22 protein-coding genes are annotated in these 26,245 nt (G+C 71.4%); 10 read left to right on the top strand and 12 right to left on the bottom strand.

Annotated features, from left to right (window positions below; translation table 11 throughout):
* Positions 1-13: 13 nt before the first annotated feature.
* From OG485_RS27365 to OG485_RS27345, 5 genes are all read right to left on the bottom strand, one after another.
* Complete coding sequence (locus tag OG485_RS27365) at positions 14-1,357, bottom strand: CpaF family protein (RefSeq protein ID WP_328671168.1); 1,344 nt, start codon at positions 1,355-1,357, stop codon at positions 14-16.
* A gap of 18 nt (positions 1,358-1,375) precedes the next feature.
* Positions 1,376-1,846 (bottom strand): TadE family protein, encoded by a 471-nt coding sequence (locus OG485_RS27360; RefSeq protein ID WP_328671167.1) that lies wholly within the window; start codon positions 1,844-1,846, stop codon positions 1,376-1,378.
* Complete coding sequence (locus tag OG485_RS27355; RefSeq protein WP_328671166.1) at positions 1,843-3,462, bottom strand: AAA family ATPase; 1,620 nt, start codon at positions 3,460-3,462, stop codon at positions 1,843-1,845. Before OG485_RS27355 ends, OG485_RS27360 begins: the two co-directional genes overlap by 4 nt.
* Before the next feature lie 192 nt (positions 3,463-3,654).
* On the bottom strand, positions 3,655-4,368 hold the full coding sequence (gene cpaB / locus OG485_RS27350; protein WP_328671165.1) for a Flp pilus assembly protein CpaB: 714 nt from the start codon (positions 4,366-4,368) through the stop codon (positions 3,655-3,657).
* 435 nt (positions 4,369-4,803) lie between these two features.
* Complete coding sequence (locus OG485_RS27345) at positions 4,804-5,685, bottom strand: hypothetical protein (RefSeq protein ID WP_328671164.1); 882 nt, start codon at positions 5,683-5,685, stop codon at positions 4,804-4,806.
* Positions 5,686-6,068: 383 nt separating this feature from the next.
* On the opposite strand from OG485_RS27345, the gene OG485_RS27340 reads away from it, so the two are divergent.
* Both OG485_RS27340 and OG485_RS27335 read left to right on the top strand, forming a co-directional pair.
* Positions 6,069-7,754, top strand: a complete 1,686-nt coding sequence (locus tag OG485_RS27340; RefSeq protein ID WP_328674684.1) for a chitinase — start codon at positions 6,069-6,071, stop codon at positions 7,752-7,754.
* Positions 7,755-8,012: 258 nt separating this feature from the next.
* Positions 8,013-9,383, top strand: a complete 1,371-nt coding sequence (locus OG485_RS27335) for a M14 family metallopeptidase (RefSeq protein ID WP_328671163.1) — start codon at positions 8,013-8,015, stop codon at positions 9,381-9,383.
* Between the two features lie 100 nt (positions 9,384-9,483).
* On the opposite strand, the gene OG485_RS27330 is transcribed toward OG485_RS27335, so the two are convergent.
* The 5 genes from OG485_RS27330 to OG485_RS27310 all read right to left on the bottom strand — a co-directional run bounded on the left by OG485_RS27330 (position 9,484) and on the right by OG485_RS27310 (position 14,321).
* Positions 9,484-10,206 carry a hypothetical protein gene (locus OG485_RS27330; protein ID WP_328671162.1) on the bottom strand — a complete coding sequence of 241 codons (723 nt, stop codon included), beginning with the start codon at positions 10,204-10,206 and terminating at the stop codon, positions 9,484-9,486.
* Positions 10,207-10,350: 144 nt separating this feature from the next.
* Complete coding sequence (locus OG485_RS27325) at positions 10,351-11,874, bottom strand: GntP family permease (RefSeq protein WP_328671161.1); 1,524 nt, start codon at positions 11,872-11,874, stop codon at positions 10,351-10,353.
* 179 nt (positions 11,875-12,053) lie between these two features.
* Entirely contained in the window at positions 12,054-12,464 is a 411-nt protein-coding gene (locus OG485_RS27320) for a RidA family protein (protein WP_328671160.1), read from the bottom strand.
* Positions 12,465-12,471: 7 nt separating this feature from the next.
* The gene (locus OG485_RS27315) at positions 12,472-13,239 is read right to left on the bottom strand and encodes an IclR family transcriptional regulator (protein WP_328671159.1); all 768 of its coding nucleotides are present in this window, start codon (positions 13,237-13,239) and stop codon (positions 12,472-12,474) included.
* Positions 13,236-14,321 carry a sugar kinase gene (locus OG485_RS27310; protein WP_443048945.1) on the bottom strand — a complete coding sequence of 362 codons (1,086 nt, stop codon included), beginning with the start codon at positions 14,319-14,321 and terminating at the stop codon, positions 13,236-13,238. Before OG485_RS27310 ends, OG485_RS27315 begins: the two co-directional genes overlap by 4 nt.
* A 299-nt stretch (positions 14,322-14,620) precedes the next feature.
* Here OG485_RS27310 and OG485_RS27305 point away from each other — a divergent pair, with 299 nt between their 5' ends.
* Positions 14,621-15,898, top strand: coding sequence for an amino acid deaminase (locus tag OG485_RS27305; protein WP_328671158.1), 1,278 nt, complete (start codon positions 14,621-14,623; stop codon positions 15,896-15,898).
* Between the two features lie 85 nt (positions 15,899-15,983).
* The gene (locus tag OG485_RS27300) at positions 15,984-17,612 is read left to right on the top strand and encodes an N-acyl-D-amino-acid deacylase family protein (RefSeq protein ID WP_328671157.1); all 1,629 of its coding nucleotides are present in this window, start codon (positions 15,984-15,986) and stop codon (positions 17,610-17,612) included.
* Positions 17,613-17,632: 20 nt separating this feature from the next.
* Here the strand turns inward: OG485_RS27300 and OG485_RS27295 are convergent, their stop codons facing one another.
* Both OG485_RS27295 and OG485_RS27290 read right to left on the bottom strand, forming a co-directional pair.
* Positions 17,633-18,535, bottom strand: a complete 903-nt coding sequence (locus OG485_RS27295) for a S1 family peptidase (protein ID WP_328671156.1) — start codon at positions 18,533-18,535, stop codon at positions 17,633-17,635.
* A gap of 544 nt (positions 18,536-19,079) precedes the next feature.
* Complete coding sequence (locus OG485_RS27290) at positions 19,080-19,739, bottom strand: hypothetical protein (RefSeq protein ID WP_328671155.1); 660 nt, start codon at positions 19,737-19,739, stop codon at positions 19,080-19,082.
* A 126-nt stretch (positions 19,740-19,865) separates the two neighbouring features.
* Here OG485_RS27290 and OG485_RS27285 point away from each other — a divergent pair, with 126 nt between their 5' ends.
* The 6 genes from OG485_RS27285 (at position 19,866) to OG485_RS27260 (ending at position 26,238) form a co-directional block, all read left to right on the top strand.
* Entirely contained in the window at positions 19,866-21,077 is a 1,212-nt protein-coding gene (locus OG485_RS27285; RefSeq protein WP_328448764.1) for a pyridoxal phosphate-dependent aminotransferase, read from the top strand.
* A 123-nt stretch (positions 21,078-21,200) separates the two neighbouring features.
* Entirely contained in the window at positions 21,201-21,620 is a 420-nt protein-coding gene (locus OG485_RS27280) for an SCO4983 family protein (RefSeq protein ID WP_328671154.1), read from the top strand.
* A 223-nt stretch (positions 21,621-21,843) separates the two neighbouring features.
* Entirely contained in the window at positions 21,844-22,917 is a 1,074-nt protein-coding gene (locus OG485_RS27275; RefSeq protein ID WP_328671153.1) for a substrate-binding domain-containing protein, read from the top strand.
* A gap of 12 nt (positions 22,918-22,929) precedes the next feature.
* The gene (locus OG485_RS27270; protein WP_328671152.1) at positions 22,930-24,102 is read left to right on the top strand and encodes a toxic anion resistance protein; all 1,173 of its coding nucleotides are present in this window, start codon (positions 22,930-22,932) and stop codon (positions 24,100-24,102) included.
* Complete coding sequence (locus OG485_RS27265) at positions 24,099-25,643, top strand: substrate-binding and vWA domain-containing protein (protein WP_328671151.1); 1,545 nt, start codon at positions 24,099-24,101, stop codon at positions 25,641-25,643. The genes OG485_RS27270 and OG485_RS27265 overlap by 4 nt, the downstream gene beginning before the upstream one ends.
* Positions 25,630-26,238, top strand: coding sequence for a hypothetical protein (locus tag OG485_RS27260; RefSeq protein ID WP_328671150.1), 609 nt, complete (start codon positions 25,630-25,632; stop codon positions 26,236-26,238). The genes OG485_RS27265 and OG485_RS27260 overlap by 14 nt, the downstream gene beginning before the upstream one ends.
* The last annotated feature ends 7 nt before the right edge of the window (positions 26,239-26,245 follow it).

Here is a 26,245-nt window from a genome sequence, read left to right as displayed (position 1 = left end):
GAGGTGGGGGGCGTCAACCGATGGCCTGCCTCGTGTTGTTGAGTACGTCGATGGCCTCGGCGACGCCGAAGGCGGGCGGCGGCGGCTCGTTGGCGACGTACAGCTTCTCCGCGACCGGGCGCGGGAGCGGAAGGTGCTCGAAGTGGCCCCGCACGACGCGGTCGGGACCGACCGGGAGGGGCACGAAGCGGGTGACCGGGGTGACGCGGAACTGCTCGCGGCCGTGCGAGACGAGCAGCGCGACCTCCGTGACCTTGCGGGAGCCGTCGGCGTGCCGGGAGAGCTGGACGACGACGTCGACGGCGGAGTTGATCTGGTCCTTGAGCGCCTCGAAGGGGATCTGGACCTCGGACATCGAACCGAGGGTCTGGAGGCGCATGAGGGCGTCCTCGGCGGAGTTCGCGTGGACGGTGGCGAGGGAGCCGTCGTGGCCGGTCGACATGGCCTGGAGCATGTCGAGGGTCTCGCCGCCGCGGACCTCGCCGACGATGATGCGGTCGGGGCGCATGCGCAGCGAGTTCCGGACCAGGTCGCGGATGGTGATCTGGCCCTTGCCCTCCACGTTCGGGGGGCGTGATTCGAGGCGGATGACGTGCTCCTGCTGGAGCTGGAGTTCGGCGGAGTCCTCGATGGTGATGATGCGCTCGTGGGAGGGGATCAGGCCGGAGAGCGCGTTGAGCAGGGTGGTCTTGCCGCTGCCGGTGCCGCCGCTGACGATGACGTTGAAGCGGGCCCGGACGAAGGCGGCGAGCAGCATGAGCGTCTGTTCGTCGAGGGAGCCGAGACCGATGAGCTCGGGGAGCGTGTACGCGCGGGGGAAGCGGCGGATGGTGAGGGTGGGGCCGGTCAGGGCGAGCGGCGGGATGATGACGTTGACGCGCTCGCCGGTGGGCAGGCGGGCGTCGACCATCGGGTTGGACTCGTCGACGCGGCGGTTGACCGTCGAGACGATGCGTTCGATGGTCTGCATGAGCTGCTCGTTGGAGGCGAAGCGCAACGGCAGCTGTTCGACGCGGCCTGCCCGCTCGACGAAGATCGAGTCCGGGCCGTTGACCATGATCTCGGTGATGGACGCGTCGGCGAGGAGCGGTTCGAGGACGCCGAGTCCCAGTGCCTCGTCGACGACCCGGCGGATCAGCTGGGAGCGTTCGGCGGTGGAGAGGACCGGGCCCTCGCGGCTGATGATGTGGCCGAGGACGCGTTCGAGCCGGGCCCGGCGTTCGGCCGCCGCCAGGCTGGACATCTCGGCGAGGTCGATCTCTTCGAGGAGTTTGGCCCGGTAGACGGCGACGAGGTGTCCGTCCTCACGGGCGGGACCCCCCTCGTCGGGGGCGGCGATACGGGAACGCAGGCTCATGACGTCGGCTCCTCCCGGTCAGTCGTCGGTGGGCATGGTGGCGCGGCGGGTGATCTCGTAGGGGCCGAAGAGGGGGATGACGCCGGGGACCCTGACCCTGACCGTGGCCGTGGTGAGGTCGGGGCCGGAGACGGGATCGACCTTCGGGTCCAGCCAGCCGCTCACAGCCGCCCGGCCCGCGGCCTCACCCGCCGGGGGGCCGCCCTGCTGGGAGGCGGCCCGCGCGGCGGCCCGCGCCCCGGAGCCGGCCTGGTTGGCGCCGTACCCGATGAGCCCGAGCTGGATGGCCGCCATCCCGACGAGCAGCAGGACGGGCAGGAACCCGGCGAACTCCAGGATGGAGACACCCCGGTCGCCCCGGAGCCGGCGCGCGGCCCGGAGCCTGCCCGAGGGGTGGAGGGCGGCGCGGATCCCGCCCGTGGCGTCGGGCCGGTGCACACGGCTGAGCCCGTGCGGGACGCGTGAGCCGCGCCGGAGGAGTGTCCTCATCCGTCGTCACCCTCCAGCGCGGCGCCCGCCTGGCCCCGTACGTGGAAGCGCGAATCGAAGCCGGGGAAGAACAGCGGGACGTCGACGTCGACGGTGGCCCGCATGACGGGGCCCTCGACGCCGCAGGCGATGTCCGCGTCCTTCCAGGAACCCGGCAGATGCTTGCTCCCGGCGGCGGCGCACGCGCCCGGGACGTCGCCGTGGACCGCGTAGGCCGCGGTGGCCGCCCGGGCCGCCTCGTCCGCCGCGTTCCCGGCCAGCGAGTACGAGTACCCGTACAGCACGCACTGCCACAGGATCGTCATGACGACCAGGAGCAGCGGGAACATCCCGGCGAATTCGAGGGTGACCGCTCCCCGGTCGCCGCCCCGGCCGCGGAGCGAGAGCGCGCCCCGGTCCGACGCGGACGCCTTGCGGCGCCTGCCGCCGGCCCCGCCTTCCTGGGGGACGACGAGACCGAGCTCGGCGGCGAGTGCCCACAGCGCCTGCTTGACGGTCGAGCGGGCGTCCAGGTCCTGGAGCCGGCCCGCGTCGACGACCGACTGGAGTTCCTTGAAAGCGGCGGGAACCGCGGAGCGGGCGACCTTGGTTCCGGTGACGCGTTCGACGAGGGACGGCTGGATCTCCGTACCGCGGGCGAAGCGGTTCACGACGGTCGTGGTCTCCTCCGCCTTGCGGATCTGGAGGCGGTCCCACATACGGACCATGCGTTTGGCGGCGCGTACGGCGATGACGTCGGGGGTGACGAGGAGCAGGGCCCGGTCGGCCATCTCGACGGCCGCGGCGGTGGCCGAGTTCATCTGGGAGCCGCAGTCGACGACCACGATGTCGTGGCGCGAGCGGAGCGCGCCGAGGATCTGGCGGGCCACCCGGTCGGTGACCTCCTCGCCCCGTTCGCCCTCGGCGGGCGCGAGCAGGAGGGCGATACCGCTGTCGTGGGTGTAGACGGCGTCCTGGAGGACGCGCGGGTTGATGTCGGTGATGGCCGCCAGGTCGGCCACCGACCGGCGGAACTGCACGTCGAGGTACGAGGCCACGTCCCCGGACTGGAGGTCCAGGTCGAGCAGCGCGACGTTGTGACCGGAGGCCTTCGCCGCGAGGGCGAGCTGGACCGCGGTGACGGTCGCGCCGACGCCGCCCTTCGCGCCGGTCACGGTGACGACGGTGCCGCCGGGGCCCGCGTACAGCTCGGGCGCGCCGCTGTGCAGGTGGCGGCGCATTCCGGCGGACCAGGCGGCGGCGGCCTGGACGCGTTCGGCGAGGGCGTCATAGCCCAGGGGCAGGCCGATGATGCCGCGGGCGCCGGAGTCCATGGCGGCGGTGAGGACGCCGGTGCTGGTGTCGGCGGTGATGAGGACGACACCGACGGCCGGGAAGCGCATCACGAGGTCGCGGATCAGGTCCAACGCCGCTACCGGGCCGATGCGTTCGTGGACGAGGACGACTTCGGGGAGCTCGTCGAGGGACTCGGCGGCGAGGTGCGCGAGGGTGTCGAGGAGGGCTGTCGAGTCGGGTACGGGCGGGGCGGGTTCGGTGTCGGCGAGCTGGCTCAGCAGGGTGGTGAGCGCGCGGGCCGAGTCGATGTCGCCGACGGCGGGAAGGATACGGATGGTCATCGGCGAAGCTCCTCGCTCGCGTGCCGTGCGCCGGCCCCGGTGCCCGGTGCCGCGGCGGGCGACGGCACCCCGCGGACCCGCCGCCGCGTCCCGGACCAGGGGGCCGGCGCCGGCCGTGTCCGCGTCGCGGGGGTCGGCCTCGTGCGCCGCCCTGGGCGCCGCCCCGTGGGCATGGACCTCATGCGCGGCCTCCTACTTGTCCTCGTCGAGGGTGTACGTACGGTCGCCGGGCGCCACGATCGGGTCGGAACCGCCGGCGACCAGGGCGAGCCGCACGTGCTGGGCGAACGACTCGGCGTACGCCACGCGTTGGGCGTCGGCGGTGCCGAGGGCGAAGGTGATCGGGACGGCCTGGGCGGCGCTGTTGCGCCGGTCGGAGCTGGACTGGTCGGGTTCGAGAGCGGTGAGCTTGCCGACGTCGATGACGCGGGCGTTCTCGACGATCACCTTGGACTGGTCCCTGGCCTTGTCGTTCTCGGCCTTGAAGGTGGCGTAGATGTTGACCCGGGAGCCGGGGTCGATCTTGCCCGCGACACCGGTCGAGGCGTCGATCATGATGGCGATCTCCTGCTGCCCGGCGGCCAGTTGCGGCTTGTCCACGATCATGTCGGCCTGCAGCAGGGAGCCCTTCTCCAGCTGGGTGACGGCGATCTTGCCGCGGATCCGGGAGAGGTCGGTGACGGCGGTGGACGACAGCCACCGCTCAGGCATCGCGATCTTCTCGAACTGGTCGGCCGACAGCTCCTTGTAGGGCGCGATGTCGCTCTTCAGGCGGTACGCCGTCACCTCCGGGCCGACCTTGGAGTTCACGTCGCGGATCACCGAGAGGACTCCGGCGAAGGCGCCGAGGGCGCACAGGACCGAGAGGACCAGCAGGATGACGCCGCGGCGCTGGCGCGAGTTCACTGAATCTCACCTCGTGGGGCGGTACCGGAAAGGGGACCGGGCTGTCGTTCCTGCCGGGGATCCGGGGGCTGACCTCCGGGACAATGCAGCATGTTCAGGACAACCTCGATCTACAGGGACGGCGGGTCGGACGGTGGTGCCTGGCGGTGCCTGGTGCATGGTGCGGGTGCGCTGTGCGGTCGTGGCTGACGTGCTGCGCGGTGGTGCCTGGTGCGCTGTTCGGTCGGCTCTGCAGGTGCTGTGCGATGGTGCCTGGCGTGCTGTGCGGTGGTGTCTGACGTGCTGTGCGGTCGGGTCCGCAGGTGCTGTGCGGTGGTGCCTGGCGTGCTGTGCGGTGGTGTCTGACGTGCTGTGCGGTCGGGTCCGCAGGTGCTGTGCGGTGGCGCTTGGTGCGCTGTGCGGTCGCGCCCGGTGCGCGCGATGTGCACGAGGGGCCTACGTGGCGCCTCGGGGCAGGGCGCGTACCGGAGAGGCTGCCCGGACGGTGGTGGCCGGAAGCTCCTGCGCGGAAGGCGGCGACAGCGGGGCCGCGCAGAACCCGCAGCGGTCACCGATGAGTTCGAGCCCGCACCAGCGGCACTCGTCCCGCCGGACGGAGGAGACGAGCTGGTAGAGGACCGAGACGTCGTACAGTCCGGCGGCGAATTCGACGAGCCGGTTCGTCCCCCACCAGCGGACCGACTCCCCTGGCAGCGGGACGGTGGCGGCGCCCTGGACCTGCCAGGCGGGCGCGAGGGTGGAGGTGACCCAGTCGGAGGGCGGCTGGCCGGCGGCCGAGAGCATCCGGGTCCCGAACTCCGGGCCCGGCAGCTCCTCCTGGCCGACTCTGATCAACTCGGCGCGCGGATTGGCGAGGACGGCGAACTGGGCTCCCGGAACCCATGACTTGGCGTGCGACTTCAGGGAGACCGGGACCCGGTCGAGCTTGGCGACGGAGCCGAGCAGGGCGCCGGCGTAGATGTAGTGCGCGAGCAGCCGGGCGGCGGAGGCGAGCACGCCGGGGCTGAAGTCACAGACCGACAGCTGACGTAACTGCTGGGCCAGCAGGGCGATTCCGAGCGGTGGCAGGTCGATGCCGAGCAGCGCGATGCGGTCGCTCTCCAGGACGGAGCGGACGGTGTGCAGCCGCCGGGTGACGGCGGTCTCGGTGCCGGCCGGGTAGAGGGAGATGACATACCCGTGCTGCTCGATGAGCGTGTGCATCCCGGTGAGGGAGTCCTCCAGGGTGCCGAGCGGCTGGACGGCCGCCGGCGGGGTCTGCCGGTCGTGCGGCGGGAGCACCAGATCGGGACTGGTGACGGCTATCGCGGTCGGCACGCTGCACACACCCCGTTCGCTGCGGCGGGGTGGTCAACCACCGCCTCAGATCGCCCCTTTGTCGCCAAAGAGCGTCGCGGTCCGTTCCTTCGACGGCCACGGATCGCCACGCTGACGCCCTCTTGCATCAGCACCATATCCACGGCATGGCCCGCTCAACACCGAATCTCCGAGATCATCTCACCGAAGGTGCGGGCGTGATCAACGGAGAGTAAGCCGTCTCAAAACAACTGGGGCCTCCCATAAGGGCGTTGGGGGCGCCGTGGGACTTGACAACCAGATTGGTCTGGACCAACTTGTATCCACCGGCGGTGGCCACCGTTCCGTTCCCCCTCCCCTCCCCCACCTCTCCCCTGGAGGACCCAGTGGACCGCGTCACCCGTATGCCCGGACGGAGATGGGCGGGAGCCCTCGCCGCCGTCGTCACGGCGTCCGTCCTCTCCCTCACCGGCCTGGCCGGCCAGGCCCAGGCCGCCGACATCAACAACGTCAAGAACGGCGGCTTCGAGTCCGGCCTGAGCAACTGGACCTGTTCGGCGGGCAGCGGCACGACCGCCTCCTCACCGGTGCACGGCGGCTCGGCCGCCCTGAAGGCCACGCCCGCGGGGCAGGACTACGCCCAGTGCTCCCAGTCCGTCGCCGTGAAGCCCAACTCGACGTACACGCTGAGCGCCTGGGTCCAGGGGTCGTACACCTACCTCGGGGTGAGCGGCACGGGGACGACGGACGTGTCGACCTGGACGCCCAACACCACCTGGACGCAGCTCACGAACACCTTCACCACCGGCGCCTCGACGACCTCGGTGACGGTCTGGTCGCACGGCTGGTACGGGCAGCCCGCCTACTTCGCCGACGACTTCTCGGTGTTCGGACCCGACGGCGGCGGTGGCGGCGACCCGGCCCCGACGGTCCCGGCGACCCCCGCGGGCCTCGCCGTGTCCGGCACGACCTCCTCGTCCGTCTCCCTGGCCTGGAACACCGTGTCGGGCGCGACCGGCTACAACGTCTACCAGGGCGGCTCCAAGGTCCAGTCGGTGACCGGAACCTCCGCGACCGTCTCGGGGCTCACGGCCTCCACCTCGTACTCCTTCCAGGTCAGCGCGACCAACGCGGCCGGTGAGTCGGCCAAGTCGTCGGCCGTCACCGGGACGACGGCCGCGTCCGGCGGTGGCGGGGGCGGCGGTACGGTGCCTGCGCACGCTGTGACGGGCTACTGGCAGAACTTCAACAACGGCGCGACCGTGCAGAAGCTCTCCGCCGTGCAGTCGCAGTACGACATCATCGCCGTCGCGTTCGCCGACGCCACGAGCACGCCGGGCGCCGTGAGCTTCACGCTCGACTCGGCCGGGCTCGGCGGCTACACCGTCGACCAGTTCAAGGCCGACATCAAGGCCAAGCAGGCCGCCGGCAAGAAGGTCATCATCTCCATCGGCGGCCAGAACGGCACCATCTCGGTGAGCGACTCCGCCTCGGCCACGAACTTCGCCAACTCCGTCTACTCCCTGATGCAGACGTACGGCTTCGACGGCGTGGACATCGACCTGGAGAACGGCCTCAACGCGACCTACATGTCCCAGGCGCTGCGCTCGCTGTCCACGAAGGCCGGCTCGTCCCTGGTCATCACGATGGCCCCGCAGACCATCGACATGCAGTCCACGTCGAACTCCTACTTCCAGACCGCGCTGAACATCAAGGACATCCTCACCGTCGTCAACATGCAGTACTACAACAGCGGTTCGATGCTCGGCTGTGACGGCAAGGTCTACTCGCAGGGCTCGGTCGACTTCCTGACGGCGCTCGCCTGCATCCAGCTCCAGGGCGGTCTCGACGCGTCCCAGGTCGGCCTCGGCCTCCCCGCCTCCACCAGCGGCGCGGGCAGCGGCTACGTCTCCCCGGCCATCGTGAACAACGCCCTCGACTGCCTGACCAAGCTCACCAACTGCGGTTCGTTCAAGCCCTCCAAGGCCTACCCGGGCCTGCGCGGCGCGATGACCTGGTCGACCAACTGGGACGCCTCGGCGGGCAACGCCTGGTCGAACGCGGTCGGCCCGCACGTGCACGCACTGTAGTTCCGGACCGCCACGTCACCCTTCCCCCGGCGGTGCCCCTTCCGGCCCCGTTCGCCGCAGTCGCGGCGAACGGGGCCGGTGCCGTTCCGCGCGGCCGATTCCCGCCGACGACCCTTTGTCATCTCTTGACCTGCTCATGCCACACCCCTCACCATGAGCGCCACACCCGCACCAGGCACGTCACCTTGAGCCGCTCCCTGGCTCCGCTCCCCCACAATTCCGGAGATCCCGGAATTTACGGAGAAACAAGGAGACTTCATGCGAATTCGCCCACGTGGCAGTGGCAGCGCCGACGGCAAGGGCAGAGGCCGCCGACGCGGCGCCGCCCTCGCCGTCCTCGCGGCCCTCGCTCTCGCGGCTCCCCTGACCGCCGCCGCCACCGACGCCACGGCGAGCGGGGCCAGGGTCCTCGCACCCTCGTCCGACGACGTCAGGCAGTACGAGATCCACCAGAGCTCGACCTCCGCGTCCCGGACGCAGATCCAGCGGTCGGGCGTCACCGTGGACGAGGCCGACGAGGAGACCGTCGTCGTCTCCGGCCGCGCGGACCAGATCGCCACGCTGCGCCGGCAGGGCTACGACGTCACGCCGCTGGGCTCGGCGCCCGACCGCTCCACCGCCGCCGACGACGTACGTCTCTTCGACTTCCCGACCGCGGACTCGAAGTACCACAACTACGCCGAGATGAACACGGAGATCGACCAGCGGCTCGCGGCCTACCCGAGCATCATGAGCAAGCGGGTGATCGGAAAGTCCTACCAGGGCCGGGACATCGTCGCCATCAAGGTCAGCGACAACGTGGCGACCGACGAGAGCGAGCCCGAGGTCCTGCTCACCTTCCACCAGCACGCCCGCGAGCACCTCACGGTGGAGATGGCGCTGTATCTGCTGCGTGAACTCGGGGCCGGCTACGGCAGCGACTCCCGCGTCACCAGCATGGTGAACAACCGCGAGATCTGGATCGTCCCCGACCTCAACCCGGACGGCGGCGAGTACGACATCGCGAGCGGCTCCTACCGCTCCTGGCGCAAGAACCGCCAGCCCAACTCCGGTTCCTCCTACGTCGGTACGGACCTGAACCGCAACTGGAACTACAAGTGGGGCTGCTGCGGCGGCTCTTCGTCCTCCAAGTCCTCCGAGACCTACCGCGGCGCCTCGGCCGAGTCCGCGCCCGAGGTGAAGGTGGTCGCCGACTTCGTACGGGGCCGGGTCGTCGGCGGCAAGCAGCAGATCACCGCCGGAATCGACTTCCACACCTACAGCGAGCTGGTGCTGTGGCCGTTCGGGTACACCACCGCCGACACGGCCACCGGAATGACGGCGGACGACGCCGCCGCGTTCAAGGCCATCGGCCAGAAGATGGCCGCCAGCAACGGGTACACGGCCGAGCAGGCCAGTGATCTGTACATCACGGACGGCTCGATCGACGACTATCTCTGGGGCACCCAGAAGATCTTCGACTACACCTTCGAGATGTATCCGACGTCCAGTTCCGGCGGCGGCTTCTACCCGCCCGACGAGGTCATCGAGCGGGAGACGTCCCGCAACCGGGACGCGGTGCTCCAACTCCTGGAGAACGCCGACTGCATGTACCGGTCCATCGGCAAGGCGGCCCAGTACTGCTCCTAGGGCCTGACTCCGGCCGAGGCGGCCGGTGAACGGGGATCCGCGCGCCCTTCCTGACCGGCGCGCGGATCCCCGTACCTCGTACCTCGTTACCTCGTACCTCTTACGGCTTCTCGCTCTTGCCCTCGCCCTTGTCGTCCTCGACCTCAGCCTCGGCCGCCGTCTCGGCCTCGACCTCAGCCTCGGCCTCAGCCGTCACCTCGACCTCAGCGGCCGTCTCGGGCTCGGTCTCGGTCTCGGGCTCGCCGTCCTCGAAGTAGGCGTCCAGGACGGCGTCGAGCTGCTCCTCCCACTCCTTGAAGCGTGCCCGGGCGTTCGCCTCTATCTCGATCGGATACCAGCGGCGCTCCGGCGTGTGCACCGTGATGGTGAACCGCTTGCCGAAGCGCGGCGACTCCGTCTCGACGGCGCCGATCTCGTCCCAGCGGAACTCCGCCTCCTGGTCGTCCAGGCGCAGCCGGACACCGCTGTGGTCGGCCCTGATCGAGGCGCGCCGGTCGGAGGCCTCGAAGACGGGACCGTCGGGGACGGCCTCGGATTCCAGGTCGGCCTCGGATTCCGGGTCGGCCTCGGAGGCGGCCTCCTCCTCGGACTCGGACTCCTTCGGGGTCTCGGCGGCGGGCGCCTCGTCGGACGCCGCCTCGTCGGACGCCGCGTCCTCGGAGACCGTCTCGTCGGAGACCGTCTCCTCGGCGACGGCCTCCTCGGTCTTCGCGACCGCGTCCTTCGGCTCCGCCGGCACGGGTGACGTAAGCCCGGGGATGTAGGCCGGGTTCACCGCGGCTGCGTCCAGGGGCTGGCTCTTCGAACCTATGCGCTGCTCCACAGCGGGAAGTATGGTCGAAGATCCTGTGCGGGGCACAGCCAGCCCCGAATTGGCGATGCCTCTGTTACACGAAGAGAGTCATCTCGGACGTACGGACAGGCCGGCGGGCGCCGTACGGCGGCGCCGGCCCCGGCCGGACAGGTCCTAGACGAAGAGGCTGACCACGGCTGCCACGGCGAACCCCGCGACGGACAGCACCGATTCCAGGACGGTCCAGGTCCTGAGGGTGTCGCGCTCGGTGATGCCGAAGTACTTGGCCACCATCCAGAAACCGCCGTCGTTGACGTGCGAGGCGAAGATCGAACCCGCCGAGATCGCCATGATGACCAGGGCGACGAAGGCCTGGGAGTGGTGCCCCTCGGTGAGCAGGGGCGCGACGATGCCGGCCGTGGTGACGATCGCGACCGTGGCGGAGCCCTGCGCGACCCGCAGGACCAGGGAGATCAGATAGGCCAGGAAGATCACCGGGAGGCCGACGTCGTTGAAGGTGTCCGACAGGGCCTGGGCGACCCCGCTGGCCTTCAGCACGGCGCCGAAGATTCCGCCCGCGCCGACCACGAGCAGGATGTTGCCGACCGGCTTGAGGGACGAGGTCGACACCGTCTCCAGGGACTTGCGGGACCAGCCGCGCCGGATGCCGAGCAGGTAGTAGGCGAGGAGCAGCGCGATCGTGAGGGCGACGAAGGGGCTGCCGAAGAACTCGATCACCGAGCGGAGGGTGGAGGGGTCGAGCGCGATCGAGGAGAAGGTCGCCGCGAGGATCAGCACCAGGGGCGTACCGATGATGCCGAGGACCGTGCCGAGCGGCACCGGCTTCTCCTGCGGCTCAGCGACGTCCCCCGAGCTGTCGGCCTCACCCGGCAAGGGGGCACCCGTGCCCCGCTGTTCGGCTACGACGGCCCGCTTGGCCTCGGCCGCCGCCTCGACCATGTCCTGCGGTACGGGGACGAAGATGCGCTTGCCGATCCAGGCGGAGTAGACCCAGGCGGCCAGCACCGCGGGGATGCCGCAGACGATGCCCATGAGGATGACCCAGCCGAGCTGGACGTGCAGCAGCCCGGCGGCGGCGACCGGGCCGGGGTGCGGCGGCAGGAAGGCGTGGGTCATCGACAGGCCGGCGAGCAGCGGCAGGCAGTAGAGCAGGATCGACTTGCCGGACCGCTTGGCGGCGGCGTAGACGATCGGCGCGAGGACGAAGATGCCGACGTCGAAGAAGACCGGGATGCCGAAGATCAGGCCGGTCAGGCCCATGGCGAGCGGAGCCCGCTTCTCTCCGAAGAGGCCGAGCAGCCGGGAGGCCAGCACCTCCGCGCCACCGCTGACTTCGAGGATCGCCCCGAGCATCGTGCCGAGTCCGATGATGATCGCGACATGGCCGAGGATGCCGCCCATGCCCGTCTCGATGACGGACACGGCGGTCGACCGCTGGACCGTGCCGAACAGCTCGGTGACCGAGAGTCCGGCCGCGAGGCCGACGGCTATGGAGACGGCGAGCAGGGCGACGAACGGCTGGAGCCTGACCTTGATGATCAGGAAGAGGAGGAGCGCGATACCGAGGGCGGCGACCGTGAGCAGTCCGGCCGTTCCGTCGAGAAGGAGCAGGAGACCACCGGTGTGCGGTGGTGTCTCCGGGGCTGGGGCTGTCGCTGCGAGCGGGTACGACGACATGTCGGGGAGCCTCTTTTTCGTCAGTCCGTGGGGGCTTTCGGGCAGGGCGGATCGCGGTGCGGCACGCCGGGGTGGCCGGGTGCCGCACCGTGACGTCGTACGTGGTGCGGAAGTTGCGCGGGTTACGCAGATTGCGCGGGTTGCGGGGGAGTCGCGCGGGCGTGGGCCCGGAGGGGACGTCAGCCGAGAACGGCGAGCACGTCGATCTCGACGAGGAGTCCGGCCGGCAGGCCGACGTAGACCGTCGTGCGGGCGGCGGGGGGCGCGGTGAGGCCCTGCTCCTCGAAGTACTGGTTGTAGATCTCGTTCATCTCGGCGAAGTGGCCGGTGTCCGTGAGGTAGACGCGGATCATCATCGCGTCGTCCCAGCCGGAGCCGCCCTCTTCGAGGATGGCCTTGACGTTGGCGAGCGTCTGGAGGGTCTGCTCGCGCAGCGTCGGACCCGCGGGGGTCGGGGGCTTGCCCTCCTCGGCGGGCAGGAAGCCGACCTGCCCGGCGACCTGGAGGATGTTCCCCTTCCGCACGCCGTGCGAGAACTTGGCGGGCGGGGTGGTGTGGGTCGCGGGGGTGAGGGCGGTCTTGTCGGTCATGCGGTGCTCATTCCTTGGGATCGTCCTTCGTGGGGGCTTTGCCGGAGTAGTCGTGGCTGATGGCGTCAGCCGTACGGCGCACCAGCGGGAGCAGGGCGAGGAGTTCCTCGGCGGTGACGACGACGTTGGGCGCGGAGACCGACATGGCGGCGGCGACGCGTCCGTCGGCGCCGCGGACGGGGGCGGCGACACAGTTGATGGATTCCTCGTGGCCGCCGAGGTCGGTGGCCCAGCCCTGTTCGCGCACCGCCGCCAGTTCCTTCAGGAAGGCGGGCGCGTTGGGCGTCGAACGGGCCGTGTACAGGGGGTAGTCGAGCCGGTCGGCGACGGCGCGGCGCTCGGTCTCGGGCAGGTCCGCGAGGAGGAGCTTGGCGACCGCGGCGACGGTGATGGCGACGGGTTTCCCTATCCGCGAGTACATGCGCACCGGGTAGCGGCTCTCCACCTTGTCGATGTAGAGCACCTCGCCCTCCTCGTACACGGCGAGGTGGACGGTGTGTCCGCAGCTCTCGTTGAGGCGGACGAGGTGGGGGTGGGCGATCTCGCGGACGTCGAGGTTCTCGACGGCCTCCTGGGCGAGGGCGAACAGCCGGGCGCCGAGCCGGTAGCGCTGGTCGGACTGGCGGTAGACCAGGCCGTGTTCGTGCAGGGTGCGCAGCAGCCTCAGGGCCGTGGACTTGTGGACGCTGAGGCGGTCGGCGACCTGTCCGAGGTCGGCGGGGCCCTCGGCGAGCAGCGGCAGGATGCTCAGCGCTCGGTCGACGGTCTGGCTCATGGCGTACGTACCTCCTCCGCGGCCCGTGCGTCGGCTGCGGTCCAGCCGGGGCCGAGACGAAGTGTCTCCCAGGCACCGTCGTCGAGAGCGGCCAGCCGGTCGGCGAGCCCCCGGGCGGGCGGTTCGGCGAGGTCGCCCGGGACGGTGAGGGCGGCCGCGGCCGTCAGATGGCCGTGCCGCAGGCGGCCGCGGGCGGGAAGGCCGCGCAGGGTGGCGGAGAGGAACCCGGCGGCGAAGGCGTCACCGGCGCCGACGGCCGCGACGACGTCGACCCGCAGGGCGGGGACGAAGACGGCGGCACCGGCCGCGTCCCCGCCGCACTCGCCGCCGCCCCCGGCGGTTCCCCCTTCGGCACGGACGGCGTTCCCGGCCGGCTCCGTCCCGCCGGTGCTCCCGGCGGTGGTCCTGTCGAAGACGACGGCACCGGCCTTGCCGTCCTTGACGACCAGGACGTCGGGTTCGGGCAGCGCCTCGCGGATCGCGTGCGCTCCGCGCAGTCCCCAGGCTTCGCGGGCCTCGTCGTCGCCGACGAAGACGAGGTCGGCGCGGCGCGCGAGGTCGAGCAGGACGCGCGGTCCCTCGGGGTGGTCGCGCCACAGGCCCGGGCGGTGGTTGACGTCGAAGGAGACGAGGGGGCGGCCCGGGCGGGGGGCGGTCAGCTCGCGCATCAGGGCCAGACAGCCGTCGGAGAGCGCGGCGGTGATGCCGGACAGGTGGAGCACGCGGCCCGAGCGGGCGGCGGCCAGGTCCGTGTTCCGCGCCGTCATGGCCGAGGCGGCGGATCCGGCCCGGTAGTAGGCGACTTCGTGGGCGCCGGTCGCCCGGTCGCCCGCGGTGCGGAAGTAGACGCCGGTCGGCCGGGCGGGATCCCGGCGCACGGCGGAGGTGTCGACGCCGTACGCGGTGATCGCCTCCACCAGGTGGTCGCCGAACCCGTCGGCGCCGACCCTGCCGACCCAGCGGACGGAGTGACCGGCGCGGGCGAGCACGCAGGCCACGTTCGACTCGGCGCCGCCGATGCCCCGCTCGAACGACGGCACGTCGGCGAGCCGTCCGGGGCTGGTGGGCAGGAAGGTGACCATGGACTCGCCGAGCGCCACCACGTCGACGCCGCCCGAGCCGACATCCGCACCGGTGGTGGCGCCGGCGTCCGTCTCGGTGCCGGTGCCGGTGTCCGTGCCGGTGCCGGTGCCGGTGTCGGGGGGCGCGGCATCCGCGGGTCCATTGCTGCTCACGGCGGTCGGGGCTCCTCGCTCTGGCGGTCGACGGCGTTGGACGGCACCGTTGACCGTGCGTCGGCTGGGATGTTAGACAGCAGGAAACGACATACGCAATGAGCGTTGCACATGATGCAACGGACCGATCAGGCCGAGGAGGCCCCATGAGCGCCGACACCGCCGCCGCACCACTGGCCGCTCTCGCGGCGGAGCGCGTCGACCACCGTTTCAAGGGCCTGCCGCCGGACGCCGGCGGGCTGAGCGTCGGCGAGCTGGCCGCCCAGCGCCGCAACCTCTTCACGGACGGTTTCACCACCCCCGTCCTCGCCCTCTCCGCCGAGCGCCTGACCCACAATCTCGAACTCATGGAGACGTACGCGACCCGGCACGGCCTCGCCTTCGCCCCGCACGGCAAGACCTCCATGGCGCCCCAGCTCTTCTGGCGGCAGATCGAGCACGGCGCCTGGGGCATCACCCTCGCCGTCCCCCACCAGGTGCGGGTGGCCCGGGAGTTCGGCATCGACCGGATCTTCCTCGCGAACGAACTCGTCGACCCGGCCGCCCTCCGCTGGATCGCCGCCGAGCTGGCCGAGGACCCGGACTTCCGGTTCGTCTGTTACGTCGACTCGGTGCGCGGGGTGGAGCTGATGGACGCCGCGCTGCGCGGGAGCGCCCGCCCGGTGGACGTCGTCGTCGAACTCGCCGCGGGCGCGGGCGCCCGTACCGGGGCGCGGACGGAGGAGGAGTGCGAGGCGGTCGCCGACGCGGTGGCGGCGGCCGGGACGCTCCGGCTGGCCGGCGTCGCGGGGTACGAGGGCGAGGTACCGGACGCGAACCCCGAGCGGGTGCACGCCTGGCTGCGGCGGCTGACCGCGCTCGCGGCGGCCTTCGACGCCGCCGGGCGGTTCAAGGATGTCGACACGATCGTCGTCAGCGCGGGCGGCAGCGCCTGGTTCGACGCGGTCGCCGACGTGTTCGCGGAGATCCCCGGACTCTCGCTGCCCGTCCTGAAGCTGCTGCGCTCGGGCGCGTACGTCTCGCACGACGACGGCCACTACCGCAGGCTCACCCCCTTCACCCGTGTCCCGCGGGAGGGCGCCCTGCACCCGGCGTTCCGCCTCTGGTCGCAGGTCGTCTCGCGGCCCTCCCCCGAGCAGGCCTTCACCAACGCCGGCAAGCGCGACGCGGCCCACGACCTCGATCTGCCCTTCGCCCAGGTCGTGCGCCGGGGCGGCACCGAGCGCCCGGCGGCCGGCATCGAGGTGAGCGGGCTCTCCGACCAGCACGCCTGGCTGCGCACGGCCCCCGAGGCGGACCTGGAGGTCGGCGACTGGATCGGCATGGGCCTGTCCCACCCGTGCACGTCCTTCGACAAGTGGCAGCTGATCCCGCTGGTCGAGTCGGACGGCACGGTCGTCGACTACATCCGTACGTTCTTCTAGCCATCCCTCTTCCAGCCGCCCCTCTTCCGGCCGTCCCCGGGTTCAGCCGGAGATCCGTACATCGTTCCGAGACGGGAGACGCCCCATGGACCACGCCGACCTGGTCATCCAGGACGTGGACGTCGCCGACGGCAGCGGCGCGCCGACGTATCGCGCGGACGTGGCCGTCAAGGGCGGCCGGATCGTCGCGATCGTCCAGGAGGCCGCGGCGGCCGGCTGCCAACGGCCGCGCGGCACACGGGAACTGGACGCCGAGGGTCTTGTCCTGGCCCCCGGCTTCATCGACATGCACGCGCACAGCGATCTCGCGCTGCTGCGGGACCCGGACCACAGCGCGAAGGCCGCCCAGGGCGTGACCCTCGAAGTCATCGGCCAGGACGGTCTGTCCTACGCCCCGGTCGACGACCGTACGCTCGCCGAGGTCCGCCGGACGATCACCGGCTGGAACGGCCACGGCGACGACATCGACTTCAGCTGGCGCTCGGTGGGCGAGTACCTGGACCGTCTCGACCACGGCTTCGACGGCGCGGGCATCGCGGTCAACGCCGCCTACCTCGTCCCCCAGGGCACCGTCCGCATGCTCGCCGTCGGCTGGGAGGACCGCGAGGCGACCCCCCGGGAGCTGGACCGGATGCGGCGGTTGGTCGCGGACGGGCTGCGGGAGGGCGCGGTCGGCATGTCCTCGGGCCTGACGTACACCCCCGGGATGTACGCCGGGGACGCCGAACTCACCGCCCTGTGCCGGGTGGTGGCCGAGTACGGCGGCTACTACTGTCCGCACCACCGCTCGTACGGGGCGGGCGCCCTGGAGGCGTACGAGGAGATGGTGACCCTCACCCGCGAGGCGGGCTGCCCGCTCCATCTCGCCCACGCCACCATGAACTTCGGCGTGAACGAGGGGAGGGCGCCGGAGCTCCTCGCCCTGCTGGACAAGGCGCTGGCACAGGGCGCCGACATCACCCTCGACACCTATCCGTACACCCCGGGGTGCACCACCCTGGCGGCGATGCTGCCGAGCTGGGCGGGCGTGGGCGGCCCGGAGGCGGTGCTCGCCCGGCTCCGGGACGACGACACCGCCGAACGGGTCCGCCACCATCTGGAGGTCGTGGGCTCGGACGGCTGCCACGGCGTCCCCATCGCGTGGGAGACGATCGAGATCTCCGGTGTGAACGACCCCGCCCTCGGGTCGTACGTCGGCCGGACCCTCCAGGAGTCCGCCGACCTGCGCGGCGAGGAACCCTGGACCACCGCCCGGCGGCTGCTGGTCGAGGACCGGCTCGGCCCCACGATCCTCCAGCACGTCGGCCACGAGGAGAACGTCCGGGCGATCATGCGGCACCGTGTGCACACCGGCGGCTCGGACGGCATCCTGCACGGCGCCAAACCGCACCCGCGCGCCTACGGCACCTTCCCGCACTATCTCGGCCGGTACGTACGGGAGTTGGGCGTCCTGACGCTGGAGGAGTGCGTCGCCCGTCTCACCGGCAGGCCCGCCGCCCGGCTGCGGCTGCCCGACCGCGGCCTCGTCCGCGAGGGGTACCGCGCCGACCTGGTCCTCTTCGACCCGGCGACGGTCGCGGCGGGCTCGACCTTCGCGGCGCCGCGCACGCTGCCAACCGGCATCCCGCACGTCCTGATCGATGGCCGTTTCGTCATCGAGGACGGACGCCGGACCGACGTGCTGGCGGGACGGGCGGTCCGCCGGACGGCGTGACCGCCCGCCCTCCCTCGGCCCTACGGCTTGGGCAGGACGCAGCCGCTCGCGCTCAGGTTCAGCAGGTTGCCGGTCGTGAAGCAGGCCGGGATCTGGTAGGTCTCCTCGGCGTAGTTGATGCCTTCCCGGACGGTGACGTTGCCGCTCGCGTCGACCTCGCACGGGTTGTTCACCGTGCAGGTCTCACCGTCCTCGTTGCCGGTGTTGTTGACCGCGACGACCTTGCCGGTGGACTGGTCGACGACCGGAGAGCCCGAGGTGCCGCCGATGGTGTTGCAGGCGGAGGTGTAGCGGACGGAGTCCTTCCAGGTCCAGTCACCCTCCTTGAGGCGGTACGCGAACCCGTCGATGCTGCAGTTGTAGAGCCGCTTCCAGTAGCCGGAGGCCACGGTGATGGCGGTGCCGGCGACCGGGTGCGTGTCCTGCACGGTCAGCGCGCTGATGCCGTACGAGTTCTTGATGGTCGCGTACGTGCTGGTGAGCTGATAGATCGTGATGTCCGTGTCGGTCATGGTCGAGTACGCGACCTTGTTCGCACGCAGGGTCGCGACCTTGGTGCCCGCCGAGTTGAGCAGGCTGAAGGTGCGGCTGGACGACTGGCCGACGATCACCTCACCGGGGTCAGGGAAACCGGTCTCCAGGCAGTGGCCGTTGGAGAGCACGAGCGCCGGGGCGCTGTCCGCCGAGTTGGGGAAGCGGATGACGGAGCCGGAGCAGTTGCTGAGCGCGACGGTCCCGGCCAGGCTGACCGCCTGGAGGGTGGGCGCCGCCTCGGCGCCGGCCGTGACGGCGGGGGCCGACACGCGCGCGGGAGCCGAGTGGGAGGCGGGTACGGCGTGGGGAGCGGGTGCCGCGACCGCGGGTGCCGCGCCCGCCCCGGACAGCACCAGGGCGAACAGTGCGGCGACGAGAGGCTTTCTCATGTGGGGGTCCCCTCTTGCGACTTGGGGCGGCCGAAGGTCATCCGGCCGCCTTCCGTTGGCCGGAGGTCTTCCGGCCGTCTGTTGTCATGCGCATTGTGAGGGGAGAGAGAAAAGTGAACAAGGAGCCGTTTCCGGCCGTTGCCCGAGATATCGGGAGCCGATCTCCGGCCGTCGGTGGCGGTGCCGGGAGCGGTGTCCGGCCGCCGCCCGCGGTACCGCGGGCTGTCTTCAGGCCGCCACCCGCGGTGCCGGGGGCCGTCTTCAGGCCGCCACCCGCGGTGCCGGGGGCCGTCTTCAGGCCGCCACCCGCGGTGCCGGGGGCCGTCTTCAGGCCGCCGACGGCGATTGCGGGAGCCGTTTCCGGCCGCCGCCCGCGGTGCCGGGGGCTGTTTTCCGGCCGTCGCCCGCGGTACCGGGAGCCGTTTCCGGACGTCACCGGCGGCGGTGCCGAGCCGGACAACGCGTACGTCTCCCGGGCGCAGCGGACGAGGAGGGCGCCGCTCGTGGCGTGGCGACCTGCCGGGACCGGCCCGGACGACGCCCTCTAGTCGGACCCCCAGCCTCCGTGCCCGTGGCCGTGTCCGTGCCTGCCGGGGGTGCTCGTCGCAGACGGGGTCGGGGTGACCGAAGGGCTGGTGGAGGCCGTGGGGGCGCCGGACGCCGTGGGTGCGGGGCCCGTGGAGGCGTTCCCGGGCGTGGAGGCGCCCGCGCTCGCGGTCACGCTCGCGGTCGCGCCCTGAGAGGCGGTGGCCGCCGACGTGGTGGTCGGCGGGGCCTGAAGGGGCTGCGCGGAGGCGGCCGCGGTGGAGTCGTCGTCCTCCTGGGCGGGTCCGGTGGGGAGGCGCACCGGCTGGGACGTGCCCTGGGGCGTACCACCCGCTCCCCCGGCCGCCCCGGAGTCGAACACCCCGGAGACGGCGATGCCGAGCGCGACGACGCCCGCCGCGCCTCCGGCCACGGCCAGCCGCCGGGCCAGCTTGCCGCGGCGGTTCGGCCTGCGGCGCGACCGCCGCTCCTGCCGCTCCGCCGGATCGCCGGGCACGACGGGCAGGACGCTGGTGTCGTCGCCGTCCGTGTAGGCCTTCCGCCAGCCGTGCGCCTCGGCGGGATCGGCGTACGTCTCGTAGGCCAAAGGCGTCGTCCCGTCGCTCTGCGGGAGGTACACCGTCGGCCGGGCTTCGGGATCTCCGGACTGCCAGGACATGATCGCGCATTGTAGGGACCACCAGGGCGTTCGGCGCAGCCGAAGGGCGAAGATGCCGGACCCGACACGTCTCACGTGGTGGAAAACACGCCCCGGCGCGCGGTGCACGGCCGTAAGCTCACGGATATGCAGGTGATCCAGTCCACGAAGCTCGCCAACGTCTGCTACGAGATCCGGGGTCCGGTTCTTGAGGAGGCGATGCGGCTGGAAGCTGCCGGTCACCGCATCCTCAAGCTCAACACGGGCAACCCGGCCGCCTTCGGGTTCGAGTGCCCGCCGGAGATCCTCGAGGACATCCTCCGCAACGTCTCCTCGGCGCACGGTTACGGCGACGCCAAGGGTTTGCTGGCCGCCCGCCGCGCGGTCGTGATGCACAACCAGACCCTCGGTATCGAGACGGACGTCGATCACGTCTTCATCGGCAACGGCGTCTCCGAGCTCATCGTGATGGCGATGCAGGCGCTGCTGGACGACGGCGACGAGGTGCTCGTACCGGCCCCGGACTACCCGCTGTGGACCGCGGCGGTCTCGCTGTCCGGCGGCACGGCCGTGCACTACCGCTGCGACGAGCAGTCCGACTGGATGCCCGACCTCGCGGACGTGGAGCGGAAGATCACCGACCGCACCAAGGCGATCGTCATCATCAACCCGAACAACCCGACGGGCGCGGTCTACGACGACGCGATGCTCCGGGGGCTGACGGACATCGCGCGGCGGCACAACCTGCTGGTCTGCTCCGACGAGATCTACGACAAGATCCTGTACGACGGCGTCACGCACACCGCGACCGCCAAGATCGCCCCCGATCTGCTCACCCTCACCTTCAACGGCATGTCGAAGGCGTACCGGGTGGCGGGCTACCGCGTCGGATGGATGTCGGTCTCGGGGCCGCGCGCGCACGCCTCCTCCTACATAGAGGGACTGACGATCCTCGCGAACATGCGGCTGTGCGCGAACATGCCGGGGCAGCACGGAGTGGTGGCGGCGCTCAGCGGACGCCAGACGATCAACGACCTGGTCCTGCCGGGCGGGCGCCTGAAGGAGCAGCGGGACGTCGCGCACGAGCTGCTGACGCAGATCCCGGGTGTGACGTGCGTGAAGCCGAAGGGCGCGCTGTATCTGTTCCCGCGCCTCGACCCGAAGGTCTTCAAGGTCAAGGACGACCGGCAGATGGTGCTCGACCTGCTGCGGGCCGAGAAGATCATGGTCGTCCAGGGGACGGGCTTCAACTGGCCCGAGCCGGACCACTTCCGGGTGGTCACCCTGCCGACGGTCGCGGATCTGACGGACGCGGTGACGCGGATCGGCACGTTCCTGGACGGCTACGGCCAGCCGTGACGCCCGCCGGGACGCGCCCGGCGCTCACCCTGTGTGTGTGCCGCGTCCCAGTATGCGAACCAGCTCAACTTTAGACGAAATCCAAGCTAGGATGGCTTCCTGTCAGTCACAGGAGGCCATTCCATGTACGAACCGATCCGTTCGAAGTCGGTCCACGCGATGGCCGACGCCCCCTCCTCCGACTTCCCCCACCGGTCGCGCGAGGAGGAGCTGGACATCCAGCTCGCCGCTCACCTCGCGGCACTGCTCGCCGTCACCGACGAGATCCGCGCGATCGCTCCGTCCGCCGATCTGGACGCCGGCGCCGAGCGGCTCGCCGGGCAGGTGACCCGGCTGCGGGGCGAGGCCCCGCTGCGCGCCGCGGCCGCCACGGCGTCCGGCGCGTCGCGCCTCACGGCCCTCCACCGGCGGGCCCACACCCTCGCGGGCCGTGCCCTGGTCGTCGCGGCCTCCCGCGCCGACACGGCCGCGGCGATCCTCTCCGCCGAGCGCATGGACGCCCACGCGCCGGCCCTCGAGCCCCGCGAGCTGGCCACCCGCTGAACCCCTCGGGCCCCTGAGCCCGAGGCCCCGTACGGCCCCGGTCCGCGCGCCTTCGAAGCGACGCGCGGACCGGGTGCCACACACCTTCGCAAGCCGCGCGCGGGGCTCCGTGCCGCCCTCGTAGCGGCACCCCCTCCTCCGGTTGCGTACCGGGACCCGGTGGTCACTTCGTGTTCACCCCCCGAGGCGGGGAACGTTGGATTCCGAGGTGCACGCTCCAGGCGTGAGACGCATCGCGGGAATCGTCCTGGCGATCCTGTTGATCGGCGGAGTGGCAGCAGCCGTCGTCGCAGGCCGCAATGATCAGGACAAGGGCACGGCAACGAAGACCGTGCAAGGAGTGATCGGTTCGGAGAAGGCGGAGTTCTTCGCCGATCCCGACGTGGTGAAGGCCCTCGCTGCCAAGGGCTACGCCGTGAAGACGGAGACCTCGGGGTCCTGGGCCATGGAGGGCCTCGACCTCAAGGGGTACGACTTCGCCTTCCCTTCCAGCCAGGCACCGGCCGACGAGCTCGCTGACAAGTACCACGTCCGAAAGCCGCTGCCCCGGCCCTTCTACTCGCCCCTCGTCGTGGTGGCCCACCGCAGCGCGGCGCAGGTCCTCGCCGCCAACGGGCTGGCCACCCTCGACAAGAACAGCGGCACGCTGAAGATGGCCGCCTATCTGGACGCGGCCCGGCACGAGCGGACCTGGCAACAGCTCAAGGGCGCGAAGGCGCACGGTGAACTGACCGGCACGCTCTACATCGCCACCACCGACCCGGAGACCTCCAACTCCGGCGCCCTCTACCTGGCCGCCGCGTCCTATGTCGCCGACGGCGGGCGCGTCGCCGCCGACAGCGCCGCCGTCGACCGCACGGCGCCCCTGATGCACCGCCTCATCAGCGTCCAGGGCGCCCAGCAGCCCAGCAGCGAGGCCGAGTTCGGCGACTTCATCAGCGGCGTCGGCAATCCGCTCGTCCTCGTCTACGAGTCGCAGGTCGCCGCGCTGCTCGCCGAGGGCCAGGACACCGGCGACCTCACGGTCCTCTACCCGGACACCACCGCCATCAGCGACCACACGGTCGTCCCGCTCACACCCGAGGGCCGCGCGCTGGGTGAACTCCTCAGCAGTGACCCGACGTTGCGCAAGCTCGCCGTCCGGTACGGGTTCCGGCCGCAGGGCGCGACCGCCGAGTTCACGGCGGCGACCGCGGCCCACGCCACCTATCTCAATCAGAAGATGACCGGCCTCCGGCAAGCGCCCGTGCCCGCCTCCAAGGTGCTGCACGAGATGGCGCGCCGGGCCGGGAACTAGGGGGAAGAGCACATGAGTACCGAAGACACGTTCACCCTCACGCCGCCCGAGGCCGTTGCCCCCGTGCCCCGTGAGAAGGCCGGCGGACTCGTCCCCGTCGACCCCGGTGTGCAGGACGAGATGGCGCGCCGCGCCGCGGAGTACATCGACGGTCTCGCCGTCCTGGACGCGCGCTCCCCCGAATTCGCGGGCAAGGTCGGGGAGATCGCCGGCCTCGGGGCCACCGAGATGCGCGGCGCCGCCGCCCAGTCCAACCGCATGCTGGAGCGCACGATCCGCAGTCTGCCCTCCAAGGGCGAGGACGCGCAGTCGCACGTCGCGGGCTCCCTCGTCGAACTCCGGCGTGTGGTCGAGGACCTGGACCCGCGCGACCTGTCCGCGAGCAAGGGCAGGAAGTTCCTGTCCCGGCTGCCGGGCGGCAACAAGCTGCGCGACCACGTCGCCAAGTACGCCTCCGCGCAAGGCACGTTGAACAAGATCGTCGGTTCGCTGCGCGGCGGCCAGGACGAACTGCGCCGGGACAACGCGGCCCTGCAGACCGAACGCGTCCGGCTCTGGGAGACGATGGGCAAGCTCCAGGAGTACGTCGTGCTCACCCAGGCCCTGGACACCGCGGTCGAGACCCACATCGCGGGAGTGGACGCCGCCGACCCCGCGCAGGCCGACACGCTCCGCTCCGACGTGCTCTTCCCCGTCCGGCAGAAGCACCAGGACCTGCTCACCCAGCTCGCGGTGTGCGCCCAGGGCTATCTGGCGATGGACGTGGTCCGGCGCAACAACGACGAACTCATCAAGGGCGTCGACCGCGCGGCCACCACCACGGTCTCCGCGCTGCGCATCTCGGTCATGCTCGCCTCCGCGCTCGACAACCAGCGCAAGGTCGTCGAACAGGTCAACGCCCTGCGCGGCACGACGGAGGACCTCATCCGCGGCAACGCCGAGATGCTCGCCACCCAGAGCGGAGAGATCCAGCGCATCGCCGCCGACCCGGCCGTCGGCGCCGAGACCCTGCGCACCGCCTTCCAGGAGATCTACCGCACCCTCGACGCGATCGACACCTACAAGGTCCGGGCGACCGAGACGATGGCCGCGACCGTGGAGTCCCTGACCTCCGAACTCCAGAACGCCGGAGCCTACTTGGAGCGCAGCCGCACGCGGGGCGCCCTGGACGGCGGTCAGGGATGAGAGCGCTCCGGCGGGCGGCCGGCGCCGCCCTGGCCCTGCTCGCCGTCACGGCCTGCACGGCCCAGGGGGAGCCGAGGTCCGGGGACGACGGGGCACCGCGGCCCGGCACCCTCCGGGTCCTCGCCTCCAGCGAACTCAGCGACATGAAGCCGGTGCTCGACCGGATCCGGCGGGACACCGGCATCACGGTCAGACCCACCTACATGGGCACCCTCGCCGCCGTGGACCTGATCGCGCGGGGCGCCTCGGACGACAGGTTCGACGCCCTGTGGCTCTCCTCCGACGACTATCTGCATCTGCGCCCGGAAGCCGCGAAGAAGGTCGTCTCGGAGACACCGGTCATGTCGAGCCCGGTGGCCCTCGGCGTGAAGCCGGACACGGTGCGGGCCCTCGGCTGGAAACCGGACGACGTCACCTGGTCGCAGGTGGAGAAGGCCGTGGCGGACGGAAAGCTCACGTACGGCATGACCGATCCGGCACGCTCCAACTCCGGTTTCTCCACACTGATCTCGGTGGCCTCGGCCCTGTCCGGCGCCCAGTCGGCACTCACGGACGCGGACGTGGCCAGGGCGACACCCCGGCTGCGGGAGTTCTTCGAGGGGCAGAAGCTGACGTCGGGTTCATCCGGCTGGCTGGCCACCGCCTACGAACGCCGCGGCACCGTGGACGCCCTGCTCAACTACGAGTCCGTCCTCATGGGCGTGAAGGGCCTGACCGTCATCCGTCCGCGCGACGGCGTGGTGACGGCGGACTATCCGCTCTCCTCCCTCGCCGCGACCTCCAGGGACACCCGCGACGACGTCCGGCGCCTCGCCGAGGCACTGCGCGCGCCGGCCGCCCAGAAGCTGATCACCGAGCGGACGCACCGCCGTCCGGTCGTCGCCTCCGTCGCCCCGGCGGCCGGACTCGACACCGGCCGCCGGCGTGAACTCCCCTTCCCCGGAAGCCGGTCCGTCGCCGACCATCTGCTCGACTCGTACGAGAACAAGCTGCGGCGGCCGTCCCGGACCGTGTACGTCCTCGACACCTCGGGCTCGATGGGCGGCGAGCGCATCGACCGGCTGAGGAAGGCCCTCGGCAACCTGACCGGCGACTTCCGCGACCGTGAGGAAGTGACGCTGATGCCGTTCGGGTCGGCGGTCAAGAGTGTCCGCACGCACGTCGTCCGCCCCGAGGACCCCCGGGCCGGGCTCGACGCCATCCACGAGGACGTCCTCGCCCTGAAAGCCTCCGGCGACACCGCGATCTACACCTCCCTGGAGAAGGCGTACGGGCATCTGGGCGCCGACGACGACACGTTCACGTCGATCGTGCTGATGACGGACGGCGAGAACACCAGGGGCGCGAGCCCGTCCGACTTCGAAGCCTTCTACCGGCGGCTGCCGGGCGGACAACGGGAGATCCCCGTCTTCCCCATCCTGTTCGGCGACTCCGACCGCGGCGAGCTCCAGCACATCGCCGACCTGACCGGCGGCCGTCTCTTCGACGCCCAGAAGGGCTCGCTCGACGGCGCCTTCGAGGAGATCCGTGGCTACCAGTAGGTTCATCGGCTTCCTCGAATCGCGCAAGAACCTGACCGGCAGCGCGTGCGGGATCGCCGGACTCGCGCTGACCTTCACCGGTCTGGCGGGCCCGTACTGGCCGGTCGTCGTGGCCGGTCTGTACGGCGCGGGCGCGCTGATCGCACCGCCGGAGCGCCCTGCCCCGCCCGACTTCCCGGACCCCTCCGCCCAACTGGCCGAACTGCGCGTCGACTTCGGCAAGCTGCGGGAGTATCTGGACGGCGTCGAGCTGCCCCCGGCGGCGGCCGGCCGGCTCACCGAGCTGACCGAGGTCCTCACCGCCCTGCTCGATCCGGGCTGGGTCGCCGAGATCCTCGCCCAGGACCCCGAGGGCGTGCACGCCCTGTCGCGTACCGTGCGGCAGGACATCCCGGAAGCCGTCGACACCTTCGTCCGCACCCGGTGGTGGACCCGGCTGGCCCCCGGCACCGAACCGCCGGAGCGCCATCTGGAGCGCCAGCTCACCGTGCTCCAGGAGGAGTCGGACCGGCTCGCGGCGGCGCTGCGCGAGACGGAGGCGCGACGCCAGGAGTCCCACACGCGCTATCTGGAGGACCGCGGCCGCTCACAGTGACCGCGGC

Origin of the sequence: Streptomyces sp. NBC_00328 (genome assembly GCF_036139655.1) — a bacterium.
Taxonomy (GTDB): domain Bacteria; phylum Actinomycetota; class Actinomycetes; order Streptomycetales; family Streptomycetaceae; genus Streptomyces.
Note: the sequence above shows the minus strand (reverse complement) of the source record. Positions and strands in the feature narration are given on the sequence as shown.

Coding starts and splice junctions, on each gene's coding strand:
- OG485_RS27365 (WP_328671168.1), bottom strand. CDS start 1,357: ATGAGCCTGCGTTCCCGTATCGCCGCCCCCGACGAGGGGGGTCCCGCC.
- OG485_RS27360 (WP_328671167.1), bottom strand. CDS start 1,846: ATGAGGACACTCCTCCGGCGCGGCTCACGCGTCCCGCACGGGCTCAGC.
- OG485_RS27355 (WP_328671166.1), bottom strand. CDS start 3,462: ATGACCATCCGTATCCTTCCCGCCGTCGGCGACATCGACTCGGCCCGC.
- OG485_RS27340 (WP_328674684.1), top strand. CDS start 6,069: ATGCCCGGACGGAGATGGGCGGGAGCCCTCGCCGCCGTCGTCACGGCG.
- OG485_RS27335 (WP_328671163.1), top strand. CDS start 8,013: ATGCGAATTCGCCCACGTGGCAGTGGCAGCGCCGACGGCAAGGGCAGA.
- OG485_RS27325 (WP_328671161.1), bottom strand. CDS start 11,874: ATGTCGTCGTACCCGCTCGCAGCGACAGCCCCAGCCCCGGAGACACCA.
- OG485_RS27320 (WP_328671160.1), bottom strand. CDS start 12,464: ATGACCGACAAGACCGCCCTCACCCCCGCGACCCACACCACCCCGCCC.
- OG485_RS27315 (WP_328671159.1), bottom strand. CDS start 13,239: ATGAGCCAGACCGTCGACCGAGCGCTGAGCATCCTGCCGCTGCTCGCC.
- OG485_RS27310 (WP_443048945.1), bottom strand. CDS start 14,321: ATGGTCACCTTCCTGCCCACCAGCCCCGGACGGCTCGCCGACGTGCCG.
- OG485_RS27305 (WP_328671158.1), top strand. CDS start 14,621: ATGAGCGCCGACACCGCCGCCGCACCACTGGCCGCTCTCGCGGCGGAG.
- OG485_RS27300 (WP_328671157.1), top strand. CDS start 15,984: ATGGACCACGCCGACCTGGTCATCCAGGACGTGGACGTCGCCGACGGC.
- OG485_RS27295 (WP_328671156.1), bottom strand. CDS start 18,535: ATGAGAAAGCCTCTCGTCGCCGCACTGTTCGCCCTGGTGCTGTCCGGG.
- OG485_RS27290 (WP_328671155.1), bottom strand. CDS start 19,739: ATGTCCTGGCAGTCCGGAGATCCCGAAGCCCGGCCGACGGTGTACCTC.
- OG485_RS27285 (WP_328448764.1), top strand. CDS start 19,866: ATGCAGGTGATCCAGTCCACGAAGCTCGCCAACGTCTGCTACGAGATC.
- OG485_RS27280 (WP_328671154.1), top strand. CDS start 21,201: ATGTACGAACCGATCCGTTCGAAGTCGGTCCACGCGATGGCCGACGCC.
- OG485_RS27270 (WP_328671152.1), top strand. CDS start 22,930: ATGAGTACCGAAGACACGTTCACCCTCACGCCGCCCGAGGCCGTTGCC.
- OG485_RS27265 (WP_328671151.1), top strand. CDS start 24,099: ATGAGAGCGCTCCGGCGGGCGGCCGGCGCCGCCCTGGCCCTGCTCGCC.